The 12754-nt window shown below is 66.6% G+C and carries 10 protein-coding genes; 7 read left to right on the top strand and 3 right to left on the bottom strand.

From position 1 onward, the window contains the following. Nucleotides 1-5: 5 nt before the first annotated feature. Nucleotides 6-830, bottom strand: a complete 825-nt coding sequence (locus AC13F7_RS03390) for a S1/P1 nuclease (RefSeq protein WP_482999238.1) — start codon at nucleotides 828-830, stop codon at nucleotides 6-8. A 200-nt stretch (nucleotides 831-1030) separates the two neighbouring features. Further along, nucleotides 1031-1660 carry an OmpW/AlkL family protein gene (locus AC13F7_RS03395; RefSeq protein WP_265309077.1) on the bottom strand — a complete coding sequence of 210 codons (630 nt, stop codon included), beginning with the start codon at nucleotides 1658-1660 and terminating at the stop codon, nucleotides 1031-1033. 200 nt (nucleotides 1661-1860) lie between these two features. On the opposite strand from AC13F7_RS03395, the gene gap reads away from it, so the two are divergent. From gap to AC13F7_RS03430, 7 genes are all read left to right on the top strand, one after another. Beyond that, nucleotides 1861-2862: a type I glyceraldehyde-3-phosphate dehydrogenase gene (gene gap, locus AC13F7_RS03400; protein ID WP_019183902.1), complete on the top strand. Its 1002-nt coding sequence runs from the start codon at nucleotides 1861-1863 to the stop codon at nucleotides 2860-2862. Between the two features lie 179 nt (nucleotides 2863-3041). Further along, on the top strand, nucleotides 3042-5735 hold the full coding sequence (locus tag AC13F7_RS03405; protein ID WP_482999239.1) for a DUF2339 domain-containing protein: 2694 nt from the start codon (nucleotides 3042-3044) through the stop codon (nucleotides 5733-5735). Continuing rightward, nucleotides 5732-7105, top strand: coding sequence for a DUF3999 domain-containing protein (locus tag AC13F7_RS03410; protein WP_482999240.1), 1374 nt, complete (start codon nucleotides 5732-5734; stop codon nucleotides 7103-7105). The genes AC13F7_RS03405 and AC13F7_RS03410 overlap by 4 nt, the downstream gene beginning before the upstream one ends. A gap of 150 nt (nucleotides 7106-7255) precedes the next feature. Beyond that, nucleotides 7256-8431 (top strand): phosphoglycerate kinase, encoded by a 1176-nt coding sequence (locus tag AC13F7_RS03415; protein WP_482999241.1) that lies wholly within the window; start codon nucleotides 7256-7258, stop codon nucleotides 8429-8431. Then, the gene (locus AC13F7_RS03420) at nucleotides 8428-9069 is read left to right on the top strand and encodes an HAD-IA family hydrolase (RefSeq protein WP_482999242.1); all 642 of its coding nucleotides are present in this window, start codon (nucleotides 8428-8430) and stop codon (nucleotides 9067-9069) included. Before AC13F7_RS03415 ends, AC13F7_RS03420 begins: the two co-directional genes overlap by 4 nt. A gap of 213 nt (nucleotides 9070-9282) precedes the next feature. Then, nucleotides 9283-10749: a pyruvate kinase gene (gene pyk / locus AC13F7_RS03425; protein ID WP_121039358.1), complete on the top strand. Its 1467-nt coding sequence runs from the start codon at nucleotides 9283-9285 to the stop codon at nucleotides 10747-10749. A gap of 246 nt (nucleotides 10750-10995) precedes the next feature. Beyond that, nucleotides 10996-12000, top strand: a complete 1005-nt coding sequence (locus AC13F7_RS03430; RefSeq protein ID WP_088432708.1) for a class I fructose-bisphosphate aldolase — start codon at nucleotides 10996-10998, stop codon at nucleotides 11998-12000. 84 nt (nucleotides 12001-12084) lie between these two features. On the opposite strand, the gene AC13F7_RS03435 is transcribed toward AC13F7_RS03430, so the two are convergent. Next, entirely contained in the window at nucleotides 12085-12684 is a 600-nt protein-coding gene (locus tag AC13F7_RS03435; RefSeq protein WP_482999243.1) for an O-acetyl-ADP-ribose deacetylase, read from the bottom strand. Between the last annotated feature and the right edge of the window lie 70 nt (nucleotides 12685-12754).

Here is a 12754-nt window from a genome sequence, read left to right on the forward strand (position 1 = left end):
TGACCTCAGCGTTTGCCCAGAGTGTCGTTGAGCAGCACGGCCAGGCGTTCACCGGCCACGCGCAGCTCGCGCTCGGCGACCGGGCGGTAGGCCGCCGAATAGCTGGGTCCCAGCGTACGCTTGTCCGGGTAAACGCCAGGTGCAATGGCGATCCGGCAGCTGGCTTCGGCCCACTGTACGGCGTCAACATCGATAGTGGAGCGCTTGCCGAACACCGGCTTGGGCAGCGCGAGCAGACGCTTGAGGTACTGGTCGTCGTCCAGCTTCTGCTCATTCAGCATGCCGCTGTCCCACAATGAGTGCAGGTTGGTACCGCGGTTGTTGAACTGCACCTGGAAATCGTTGCCGCCCTTGTCGTGACCGTAGCCGGCATGCATCGGCTGATGGATGTCGCCAGCGAAATGCACGACGAACTTCAGCGCCTGCGCGCGCTCGGCGTCGGACTTGCTGCGATCACCGAGGATCGCGGTCTGCGCCTTCAGCGCTTCGACCACGCAGTTGCCGTCTTTGCAGTGTTTCTGCACCTCATAGTGGCAATCGTCTTCGGCGATGTTGACGTAGTGCCAACCAGCCGATCGCTTGCCCAGGCCCGGGTCCTTGGCGCGCAGCTGATCGGCCCATGGGGCGATGGCGTGCAAGGTCGGGTCCGGCTCGGCAGCGAGAAGATGGTCAACCTCGGCCTGGGCCTGCGGGGTCAGCCGGGTTTCGGCGATCCGCGCCACCAGGCGGTGGCCCTGTGCGCCCCAGGCCAGGGCATCGGTGGAAACGAAGGTGAGGGCCAGCGCGAGGGCGGCGGCCGGGAGCAGGGAAGGCATTTTCATCCGCGGCATTCTAGCGGGCCGGCCGCGCGCGGGCTTGCCGGGATCTGGCCGGCTGCAGGCTGAGGTCGGCCATCTCGCTGGAAGGCCAAGCGCTGTCTCCGCCTCATGCGTGCCAAACAGCTGCAAGAAGAACGAAAAAAAACCCCGGCCGAAGCCGGGGAAACTGTCTTGCTGCGAGGGTGTTGCCTTGTTGGGCTCTGATCCGCCGATCAGAACTTGAACACGTACGACACGCCGTAAGCCAGCGGGTCGATATTGACGGTGCCGATCTTTTCACCGTCGAGCTTGACCTTGCTGTCGATGTCCATCCAGCGCACATCAACGCGCAGCGAGCCCTTGTCGTTGATCGCGAAATCCAGGCCGGCATGGGCGGCCAGACCCCAGGAGTCTTCCATCTTCAACTTGCTGCCGGCCAGTGCGCCGCCGGTCTTCTCGCTGAAGAAGGTGGTGTAGTTGATGCCCGCGCCCAGGAACGGGGAAACCTTGCCCTTGCTGTTGAAGTGATACTGCAGCGACACCACCGGCGGCAGGTGCTTGGTGCTGCCCACGTTGCCCAGGCCGGCGATGTTGATGTCGTGCTTGAACGGCAGCGCGGCCAGGAGCTCGATGCCGAGGTTGTCGGCGATGAAGTACTCACCGGTGATGGTCGGCTTGATGTCGTTGTCCACATCGACCTTCAGCGTGCCGCCGGCCAGCGAGCCGTTGTTGGACTTCGGGGCGACCTGGTGCACGCCGGCACCGATCGTCCAGTCACCCTTGGACTGGGCCATCGCAGGGGCGGCGGCCAGCGCCAGCGCGGCGGCCAGGCTGGAGAGCAGGAGGGGGGAGGTCTTGCGCATGAGTCGGTCTCGTGGCGGGTTGGAATGGCGCCAGTTTTCCCGTTCACGCGCCTGCGCGCCTTGATCCGGATCAATCCGGGTATTTACCGTTGTAACCGGTTTCCATTTGGCTACCTCGGGCCGGGCCGGTTCCAGCCCTGCTAGAATGAACACCCCTTTCCATCGGCGCCGCACCGTCGCGGCTGCAGGAGCTTGTGAACATGGCAATCAAGGTTGGCATCAACGGTTTCGGTCGCATCGGGCGCAACGTGCTGCGCTCGGCCGTGCTGAACTTCGGCAATGACATCGAAATCGTCGCCATCAACGATCTGCTGGAGCCGGATTACCTGGCGTACATGCTGAAGTACGACTCCGTGCACGGCCGCTTCAAGGCCGATGTGGAGGTCTCCGGTAACGACCTGCTGGTCAACGGCAAGAAGATCCGCCTGACCCAGGAACGTGATCCGGCCAACCTGAAGTGGGACGAAGTCGGCGTGGATGTCGTCATCGAATCCACCGGCCTGTTCCTGACCAAGGAAACCGCGCAGAAGCACATCGACGCGGGCGCCAAGAAGGTGATCCTGTCGGCACCGTCGAAGGACGACACTCCGATGTTCGTGTTCGGCGTGAACGACAAGACCTACGCCGGTCAGGCGATCGTCTCCAACGCGTCGTGCACCACCAACTGCCTGGCACCGCTTGCGAAGGTCATCAACGACAAGTGGGGCATCAAGCGTGGCCTGATGACCACCGTGCACGCCGCGACCGCCACCCAGAAGACTGTCGATGGCCCGTCCAACAAGGACTGGCGCGGTGGCCGTGGCATCCTGGAAAACATCATTCCGTCGTCCACGGGTGCGGCCAAGGCCGTCGGTGTGGTGATCCCGGAATTGAACAAGAAGCTTACCGGCATGAGCTTCCGCGTGCCGACCTCGGACGTGTCGGTGGTCGATCTGACCGTCGAGCTGGAGAAGGAAGCCACCTACGCCGAGATCTGCGCTGAAGTGAAGGCGCAGAGCGAAGGCGCGCTGAAGGGCATCCTGGGCTACACCGAAGACAAGGTCGTGGCGACCGACTTCCGTGGCGAAACCCACACCTCGGTGTTCGACGCCGATGCCGGCATCGCGCTGGATGGCACCTTCGTCAAGCTGGTGTCGTGGTACGACAACGAATGGGGCTACTCCAACAAGTGCCTGGAAATGGTCAAGGTCGTCGCTGCGTAAGCCAGCGCTGCTCCTGCGTCATTCCACAGACCCCGGCCCCGTGCCGGGGTCTGTCGTTTCAGGCAGACCAATCAGCGCCTTGATCCCGCCCGTGCCGCCGATCCATTAGCATGGCCCGCGTGCCATCGGCACTGCGCCTGTCGGGTGCAGCCGTGGCGACCTCTTGAGGATGGCCTGGAATGGAAGCTCTGATTGTCCTGCTGGTGCTGGTGCTGCTGGCGATCCCGCTGCTGCTGATCATTGCGCTGGTGATGATCGCCGGCCTGCGCCGCCGCGTGGCCGCGCTGGAGCAACGTGCGGCCGGATCTGCCTGGGAAGCATCGTCGGCCCCTGCCGAGCCCGAGCGGCCGCTGCGCTGGACGGATATCCAATCCGTGGACACGGTGGCCGCGCCGCTGGACTTCGCCATGCAGCCCGCAGTGGAGACGCCCGTCCAGACCCCGGACGCCACGGCTGCGCCTGCACCTGCAGCGGCTGCCGCGGCTGCCGCGATGCCACCGCCGCTGCCGCCATCGGCGCCCGTGCCGCCGGTTGCCCCGATCCTGCCGGCCGAACCAGAAGGCCCCGGCATCGGCGAGCGCATCGTCGGCACCATCAAACAGTGGTTCACCGAGGGCAACGTGCCGGTCAAGATCGGCATGCTGGTGCTGTTGGCCGGTGTGGCCGCCCTGCTCAAGTACGCCAGCGACCAGGGGTGGTTGAACGCACCGATCGAGCTGCGCCTGGCCGCCATCGCGGTCGCCGCGTTGGCCGGGCTGGTGTTCGGCTGGGTGCAGCGCGATACCCGGCGCCTGTTTGCGCTGGCGCTGCAGGGTGGGGCGATCGGCGTGCTGCTGCTGACCATCTTCGCTGCGTTCAAACGCTACGACCTGATACCCGCCGCGCCGGCCTTTGCGCTCAGCGTGCTGCTGATCGCCAGCATGGGCGTGTTGGCGGTGGTGCAGAACTCGCGCACGCTGGCCGTGCTCGGCATTCTGGCCGGCTTCATGGCGCCGATCTGGCTGTCCACCGGCAGCGGCAACCATGTCGCGCTGTTCTCGTACTACGCCGTGCTCAACGCCGCGATCCTTGCCATTGCCTGGTGGCGCCCGTGGCGCGCGCTGAACCTGCTTGGTTTCGCGTTCACGTTCGGCATCGGTACGGCCTGGGGCGTGCTTCAGTACAGCGCGGACAAGTTCGCCAGTACCGAGCCGTTCCTGCTGCTGTTCTTCGCTTTCTACCTGCTGATCCCGATCCTCTATGCGCGCCGGCAGAGCGCGGAAAAACGCGATCTGATCGATGGCAGCCTGGTGTTCGGCACGCCGCTGATCGCGTTCTCGCTGCAGGCCGGCCTGCTGCATGACGACCGGCTGCTGCTGGCGTTGTGTTCGCTCGCGTTGGCCGCGTTGTATGCCGGCTTGGCCTGGGCGCTGATCAAGCGTGAGCGCTACGCCGCGCTGGGTCAGTCGCACGCGGTACTCGCGGTGGGCTTTGCGACACTGGCGGTGCCGTTGGCACTGTCCGCACGCGCCACCGCCAGCGTGTTCGCACTGGAAGGTGCCGCCTTGGCATGGCTGGGCCTGCGCCAGCAGCGCTGGCTGCCGCAGATCGCCGGTGCGCTGCTGATCCTGGGCGCCGCGTTCGGCTTCGTGGTTGGCGCGGACTACTGGCATCTGGACGCCACGGCCATTGCCAACCCGACCTTCATGAGTGGCCTGCTGCTGGCGCTGGCCGGTTTTGCCGCCGCCTTCAGCTACCGTCGCGCGCAGCGCGATGCGCCGGCCATCGTCTACTACCTGTGGGGCCTGCTGTGGTGGCTGGGCAGTGTCAGTCACGAGATCCTGCGCTTCGTTACCCACCGCACCGAGCCCGACGCGCTGCTGATCGCCGCCGCCGTCACCGCGTGGCTGGCTGCCGAAATGCATCGCCGCTGGCCGGCTCGCGCGCTGGTGCTGACCACGCTGGCGATGGTGCTGGCCGCGTTCCCGTTGGCACTGTGGCAGGCCGACGTGCATCAGCAACCGTTCGCGGGTCATGGCGCGCTGGCCTGGGCCGTGTTCGCGCTGCTGGGTGTGCGCAGCCTGTGGTGCCTGCGCGGTGGTCAAGACCGCAGCTCGCTGGCTGCCCAGTTCCTGTGGTGGCTGCTGTGGCCGTCGGTAGTGTCGCTGGCCTGCCTGTGGCTGGCCGATCGCTTCGCATTGGCACAGGGCTGGGGCCTGGCCCTGATGCTGCTGCCGTGGCTGTTGGTCACCGCGGTGGCGCTGCTGCGCTGGCGCTGGCTGACGGTGCCACTCGGCGAGCGTTTCGACGCCATGCGCACACCGCTGCAGACCACCTTGTTCGCCGTGCTGGGGGTGAGCTGGGCGGGTCTGCTGCTGGTGCCAGCCGGCGCCGCACCGTTGCCGTGGCTGCCGCTGCTCAACCCGGTGGAACTGGTGCAGCTGGCGGTGCTGGTGCTGGCCGGGCGCTGGCTGTGGTCCGCGCAGGCGCCGGACGGCCTGCGTGCCCTGCGCATACCGCTGGTGGCGATTGCCGGCTTCGTCGCCCTGACCAGCATCACCCTGCATGCCGTGCACCACTGGGGCGGGGTGCCGTGGAACGAGCGCTTGTGGTCTTCGACCCTGGCCCAGACCAGCCTGACCGTGGTCTGGAGCGTACTCGGCGTGATCAGCTGGGTGTGGGGCTCGCGCCGCGGGCAACGCGTCCTGTGGCTGGTCGGTGCGGTGCTGATGGGGGTGGTGCTGGCCAAGCTGGTCCTGATCGACCGCCAGCATCTGGGCAACCTGCTGGGCATTTCTTCTTTCATCGCCTACGGCCTGCTGTGCACGGTCGTGGGCTATCTGGCACCGGCGCCGCCACGCGCGCCGGACCCCACCGTGGAGCCACAGTCGTGAAGACCTTTCGCCCGCTGATCCTCCTCGCTGCGTTGGCGCTTCCGACGCTGGCATTAGCCCAGGCCCAGTCCACCGACGACCGCCAGGCCTATCGCCAGCAATGGCCGCTGCAGCTCGCACAGCCGCAGGCCGGCGCGTACCGGCTGACGCTCGATGATGGCGTGTACCGCACTGCGGTATCGCCACGCCTGGCCGATGTGCAGGTGTTCAACGCACAAGGCCAGGCACTGCCGTCGGCGTTGCTGGCCGCCGACCAGCCACTGGCGCAGGCACCGCAATGGCAGACGCTGTCGTGGTTCCCGCTGCCACCGATGGCCGGCACCTCCGGCGATGACCTGCAGTTGCTTACCGAGCGTAATACCGACGGCAGCGTGCGCCGGGTGGAAGCGCGGCTGGGGCGGGGTGGGGCGGCCGGACAACCGGCGGGCTGGCTGATCGACGCCAGTGCCCTCAAGACCGGCGTGCAGGCCCTGCGCCTGGACTGGCAGACACAGTCGCCGCTGCAGGCGCGCGTGCGTGTGGAAATGAGCAATGATCTGCGCGATTGGCTGCGCATCGCCGACGACGTGCCGCTGGTGGACCTGCAGCATGAAGGTCGCCGCCTGCAGCAGCGCCGCATTGAGATCGCGCGCCAGGCCAAGTACTTCCGGATCCTGCCGATCGGCGCCGATGCCTTGCCGGCGTTGTCCACCGTGCAGGCCGAGCTGGCGCCGACCGCGCAGGCGATCGCGTGGCGCTGGCAGTCGCTGACCGGTGCCGCCGGCAAGCCCGGTGAATTCGAGTATCAGCTGGACGGGCGCTTCCCGATCGCGCAGGCCGATATCGCCACCGCCGACAACAGCGTGGTGCAGTGGACGCTATTGAGCCGCGATGATGCCGACCAACCGTGGCAGGTGCGTGCCGGCCCGTGGGTGGCCTATCAACTGCAGGACGCCGCCGACCGACGCCAATCGCAGACCCAGCCGCTGGTGCGCAGCACGCGTGACCGCTACTGGAAGCTGGTGGCCGGCCAGGCGCAGTCGATGCCTGCGCCGACGCTGAAGCTTGGTTACCAGCCCGAAGCGCTGGTGTTCCTCAGCCAAGGCGAGCCGCCGTTTACGGTCGCCGCCGGCAGCCTCCGTGCCGAACGCCAGGAGGCGCCGGTGGCCACGGTGATCGCGCAGCTGCGCGAGCAGCATGGCGCGCAGTGGCAACCGGCGCAGGCAACGGTGCAGGGCGCACCGCAAGTCCTCGCCGGCGATGCCGCAGTGGCCCCGCAGCGCGACTGGAAACAGTGGCTGCTGTGGGCGCTGCTGGTGATCGGCGTACTGATTGTCGGTGGCTTCGCGGTGAGCCTGCTGCGCCAGCCGCCAAGGGACGGAGGTAGTTAAGCGCGCTTAACTACCTCCGTCCCTGTTAAGTAGCATCCGCTTAACTACCTCCGTCCCCGTTAAGCAGATTTGCGATGCACCCGCGCAGCCGGGACAATGATCGTCTGCGCCGTGCGGCGCACTTCCTTCTTCAGAGCCAAAGAGTTGCTTATGTCCATCGTTCGCATGACCGACCTCGATCTCTCCGGCAAGCGCGTGCTGATCCGCCAGGATCTGAACGTGCCGATCGACAACGGCCAGATCACCTCCGAGCAGCGCATCACCGCGTCGCTGCCGACGCTGAAGCTGGCGCTGGAGAAGGGCGCCGCCGTGATGGTGACCTCGCACCTGGGGCGGCCGAAGGAAGGCGTGTGGAGCGAGGCCGAATCGCTGGCCCCGGTGGCGCTGCGCCTGTCGCAGCTGCTGGGTGTCGAGGTGCCGCTGGTGCGTGATTGGGTCGATGGCGTGGACGTCGCGCCGGGCTCGATCGTGCTGCTCGAAAACTGCCGGATGAATGTCGGCGAAGGCAAGGACGATGAGGCGCTGGCGAAGAAGTACGCCGCGCTGTGCGATGTGTTTGTCATGGATGCCTTTGGCACCGCGCACCGCGCGCAGGCCTCCACCCATGGCGTGATCCGCTTCGCGCCGGTGGCTGCTGGCGGTCCGCTGCTGATGGCCGAACTGGACGCACTGGCCAAGGCGCTGCTTGCTCCGGCCCAGCCGCTGCTGGCCATCGTGGCCGGCAGCAAGGTCAGCACCAAGCTGGAACTGCTCTCCAGCCTGGTCGGCAAGGTCGACCAGCTGATCGTCGGCGGCGGCATCGCCAACACCTTCATCGCGGCCGCCGGCTATTCGGTCGGCAAGTCGCTGTACGAACCGGACCTGCTGGACACCGCCAAGAAGATCGTCGCCGATGCCAAGGCGCGCGGCGCCGACATCCCGCTGCCGACCGACGTGGTGGTGGCCAAGCAGTTCCTGCCGGATGCGGAGGCCACGGTGAAGGCCGTCGCCGATGTGGCCGAGGATGACCTGATCCTGGACATCGGCCCGGATACCGCCCAGCACTATGCCGGCCTGATCGCCAACGCCGGCACCGTGGTCTGGAACGGCCCGGTCGGCGTGTTCGAGTTCGAGGCCTTCAGCCATGGCACCGAAGCACTGGCCCGCGCCATCGCGGCCTCGCCGGCGTTCTCGATCGCCGGCGGTGGCGACACCCTGGCCGCAGTCGACAAGTACGACATCGCCAGCGACGTGAGCTACATTTCCACCGGTGGCGGTGCCTTCCTGGAGTTCCTGGAGGGCAAGACACTGCCGGCCGTCGCCGCGCTGGAGGCCCGCGGCGCGTGAGCCGCGATGTGCTGTTCTTCGATCTCGACGGCACGCTGATCGATTCGGCCGTCGGAATCACCCAGTGCGTGGCGCATGCGCTCACGCAGATGGGCCAGCCGGTCCCGCCGCAGGATGAACTGCGGCGCTGGATCGGGCCGTCGCTGCGCACCAGCTTCGCGCCGTTGTTCAACGATCCGGCCCAGGTCGAGCAGGCGGTGACCTACTACCGCGAGCGCTTCGACGTGGTCGGCTGGCGCGAACACGAGGTCTACCCGCGCATCGGCCAGGTCGTGCAGGCGTTGAAGGCGCGCGGCCATCGGCTGGCGATCGTCACCGCCAAGAACGAGCCCCATGCACGGCGCATCGTCGAGCACCTGCCGTTCGGTGACTGCTTCGAAGATGTGATCGGGGCGACCCCGGATGGCAGCCGCAGCGAGAAGCCGCAGCTCGTCGCCGAGGCCCTGCACCGGTTGTCGCTGACCCCGGCGCAGTGCTGGATGATCGGCGACCGGCGCATGGATATCGAAGGCGCCCGCCATCACGGTCTGCGCAATATCGGGGTGTTGTGGGGCTTCGGCGGTGCCGAAGAGCTCACCGCGGCCGGGGCGGCGCACCTCGCGCAGGCACCGGACGACCTGCTCACCCTGATCGATTGAGGGCCGCGGCGGCGATCCGTACGCCGCCGCATGTCCCGCGCAAAGGCCCGCCGCGATTGGGGCTGGCCGCCGGGCGGTCACACCGCTGTCCGCCTGGTCGTCTCGGGCTGTCTGCAGGACAACAGCGAAACCCAAGCGTGCCAGCGGTGTAATCGTATTCATGGGACGTGATGGGTGTGCTAATTTCACTCCTTTAACGGGAGCCCATTAACCATGATTGAGCGTCAGCGTCGCACCAAGATCCTTGCCACCCTCGGACCGGCGACCGACCCGCCGGGCGTGCTGGAGGATCTCTTCCGCGCCGGCGTGAACGTGGTTCGCCTCAACTTCAGTCACGGTGACCCGTCCGGCCAGGCCAAGCGTGCCGCCGATGTGCGTGCCGCGGCTGCCCGCGTGGGCGTGGAAGTGGGCATCCTGGCCGATCTGCCGGGCCCGAAGATCCGTATCGAGCGTTTCGCCGAAGGCAAGATCAAGCTCAAGGCGGGCGACCGCTTCGACCTGGTCGCCTCGCCGAACGCACCGGCTGGCGACACCACCCAGGTGGGCGTGAGCTACCTCGGCCTGCCGCAGGACGTGGTGGCCGGTGACATCCTGCTGCTCGACGATGGCCTGATGCAGCTGCAGGTCACCGAAGTGCAGGGTGAGCGCATCATCAACACCGTGCTCAACGACGGCGTGCTGTCCGACCGCAAGGGCCTGAACAAGCAGGGCGGTGGCTTGTCGCTGGGCGCGTTGACCGAGCGCGACAAAGAACTGATCGGCATCGTGGCCAAGATCGGCGTGGACTTCATCGCCGTCTCGTTCTGCCGCAACGCGCAGGACATGAACGACGCGCGCGAGATCGCCGAGTCGCACGGCTGCTACGCCGCGCTGGTCTCCAAGATCGAGCGCACCGAAGCGATCGACAACCTCGAAGAGATCGTCGACGCCAGTGACGTGGTCATGGTCGCGCGTGGCGATCTGGGCGTGGAAATCGGCGACGCCGAACTGCCGGGCCTGCAGAAGAAGATCATCAAGGCCTCGCTGGCGCAGAACAAGGTGGTGATCACCGCCACCCAGATGCTGCAGTCGATGGTCGAAAGCCCGATCCCGACCCGCGCCGAAGTGCTGGACGTGGCCAACTCGGTCATCGACGGTACCGATGCGGTGATGCTCTCGGCCGAAACCGCCGCGGGCATGTACCCGGTCAAGGCAGTCGAAGCGATGGCGCGTATCTGCCTCGGTGCCGAACGCCAGTTCCAGACCGAGACCGATTTCGGTGCCTCGCCGCGCAACCTGGAACGTGCCGATCAGGCGATCGCCATGGCCACCATGTTCCTGTCCCAGCACGTGGGCGTGCGTGCGATCGTGGCGATGACCGAATCCGGTGGTACCGCACGTTACCTGTCGCGCTTCCGTGCCTCGGCACCGGTGTTCGCGGTGACCCGCCATGACGGCGCCCGCCGCCAGATGGCGCTGATGCGCGATGTGTTCCCGATCAACTTCGACAGCCGCGGCCTGACCCCGCGCGAAGCCGCGCGCGGCAGCATCCGCCTGCTGTTCGAAGCGAACCAGCTGCAGAGCGGCGACCGTGTTGTCTTCACCAGCGGTGAGCACATGGAAACCCATGGCGCCACCAACACGCTGCGCTTGCTGGAAGTGGGCGAAGACGGCCGTGCGAGCGGTCTCGGCGAACTCTAAGGGTACGCGTCATCGCATACGCGCTGTCGCCCCACGGTTTGCGCGGCAAACCGTGGGCCCCTTCTTACCACCTCCCAGACCCCCGCCGCTTCGCGGCCGCCCCCTCACTCAGGGGGCTTTCCCCCAGACACATTCGATCGTCTGGGGCCGTTTTCAGATGGAATCGTTTCCAGATTCCGTGGACGGTCAGTTCACGGGAGGCGGGGTCTATAATTGGCGTTTTCCCGCACCCGCCACAGGAAGTACATGAGCATCGAACAGCTGGCTGAAACCGCACAGGCCATGGTCGCCCCGGGCAAGGGCATCATCGCGATCGACGAATCCACCGGCACCATCGGCAAGCGCTTCGCCAGCGTCGGCCTGGAGAACACCGAGGAGAACCGTCGCGCCTACCGCGAACTGCTGCTCACCACGCCCAAGCTGAACGAGCACATTTCCGGCGCGATCCTGTACGACGAGACCATCCGTCAGTCCACCAAGGACGGCGTCCCGTTCGCCAAGTACATGGCGGCCCAGGGCATCATTCCGGGCATCAAGGTCGACAAGGGCGCCCATGCCCTGGCCGGCTGCCCGGGCGAGCTGGTCACCGAAGGCCTGGACGGCCTGCGCGAGCGCCTGCAGGAGTACTACAAGCTGGGTGCGCGCTTCGCCAAGTGGCGTGCGGTCATCAACATCGGTGAAAGCATCCCGTCGGGCACCTGCATCGAGTCCAACGCCCACGCGCTGGCCCGTTACGCCGCGCTGTGCCAGGAATGTGGCCTGGTGCCGATGGTCGAGCCGGAAGTGATCATGGACGGCGACCACGACATCGAAACCTGCTACGAAGTCACCGAAGCCACCCTGCGTTCGCTGTTCGACGCGCTGTACCAGCAGAACGTGCTGCTGGAAGGCACCATCCTGAAGGCCTCGATGGTCATCTCCGGCAAGGGCTGCGAAGAGCAGGCCGACGTCGAGGAAGTGGCCGAGTCGACCGTGATGTGCCTCAAGAGCACCGTGCCGGCGATCCTGCCGGGCGTGGTGTTCCTGTCCGGTGGCCAGAGTGATGAGCAGTCCACCGCGCATCTGAACGCCATGAACCAGATGGGCAACCTGCCGTGGCCGCTGAGCTTCTCCTATGGCCGTGCCATGCAGCAGGCCGCGCTGAAGCTGTGGGCCAAGGACACCAAGGCCAACGTCGCCAAGGCACAGCAGACCGTGTTTGATCGCGCCAAGGAAAACGGCCAGGCCGCCCTGGGCAAGTGGAACGGCTGATTCACGCCTGACCGCCCTCAACGAAAACGCCGGCCTTGCGCCGGCGTTTTTGTTTGGGCACGGGGTTGCTCAGTGTGCCGCTGCTCAGTGCGCGGCGGCGGGCGGCAGGCCCATCGCCAGCGGGGCGAAGATCGCCGAGGTTGACGGCTCCACCGGCTGACCCAGCGCGGCCAGCGCCGACTGGTAGGCCTTGTAGGTGGCCGCGTTGTAGGCCACCAGGATGATCCGGCGCGGCTGGCGATGCGAGCGCTGCCAGGTCAGGGTTTCGGTGGCGGCGATGTGGGCGGCCTGGTGGAGCGGATAGCCGAACACCCCACAGCTGATCGCCGGGAAGGCGATCGATTCCAGTTCCAGCTTTTCAGCCAGCTGCAGCGACTTCCAGTAACAGTTGGCCAGCAGCGCCGGCTCGTCGCGAAGGCCGTCCTGCCAGACCGGGCCGACCGTATGGAACACATGCTTCGCCGGCAGATCGAACGCCGGCGTTTCGCGTACTTCACCGGTGGGGCAGCGCATCCCGGGGCGGATCTCCGGCAGGGCGCGGCATGCCTCGAGCAGCTGCGGGCCGGCCGCGCGGTGGATCGCGCCATCCACACCACCGCCGCCGAGCAGGGATTCGTTGGCCGCATTGACGATCGCATCCACCGCCAGGGTCGTGATGTCGCCCTGCCACACTTCGATCTTCATGCGTACCGCTCCTTACTTGCTGATACCGGGTCCATACAACGGAATGACGTGCCTGAGCTGCACCGTAACC

Source organism: Stenotrophomonas sp. K-6 (genome assembly GCF_056861555.1).

Bases quoted from the DNA above. Each gene is read 5' to 3' on its own strand.
- AC13F7_RS03390 (WP_482999238.1), bottom strand. From the start codon at position 830: ATGCCGCGGATGAAAATGCCTTCCCTGCTCCCGGCCGCCGCCCTCGCG.
- AC13F7_RS03395 (WP_265309077.1), bottom strand. From the start codon at position 1,660: ATGCGCAAGACCTCCCCCCTCCTGCTCTCCAGCCTGGCCGCCGCGCTG.
- gap (WP_019183902.1), top strand. From the start codon at position 1,861: ATGGCAATCAAGGTTGGCATCAACGGTTTCGGTCGCATCGGGCGCAAC.
- AC13F7_RS03405 (WP_482999239.1), top strand. From the start codon at position 3,042: ATGGAAGCTCTGATTGTCCTGCTGGTGCTGGTGCTGCTGGCGATCCCG.
- AC13F7_RS03415 (WP_482999241.1), top strand. From the start codon at position 7,256: ATGTCCATCGTTCGCATGACCGACCTCGATCTCTCCGGCAAGCGCGTG.
- pyk (WP_121039358.1), top strand. From the start codon at position 9,283: ATGATTGAGCGTCAGCGTCGCACCAAGATCCTTGCCACCCTCGGACCG.
- AC13F7_RS03430 (WP_088432708.1), top strand. From the start codon at position 10,996: ATGAGCATCGAACAGCTGGCTGAAACCGCACAGGCCATGGTCGCCCCG.
- AC13F7_RS03435 (WP_482999243.1), bottom strand. From the start codon at position 12,684: ATGAAGATCGAAGTGTGGCAGGGCGACATCACGACCCTGGCGGTGGAT.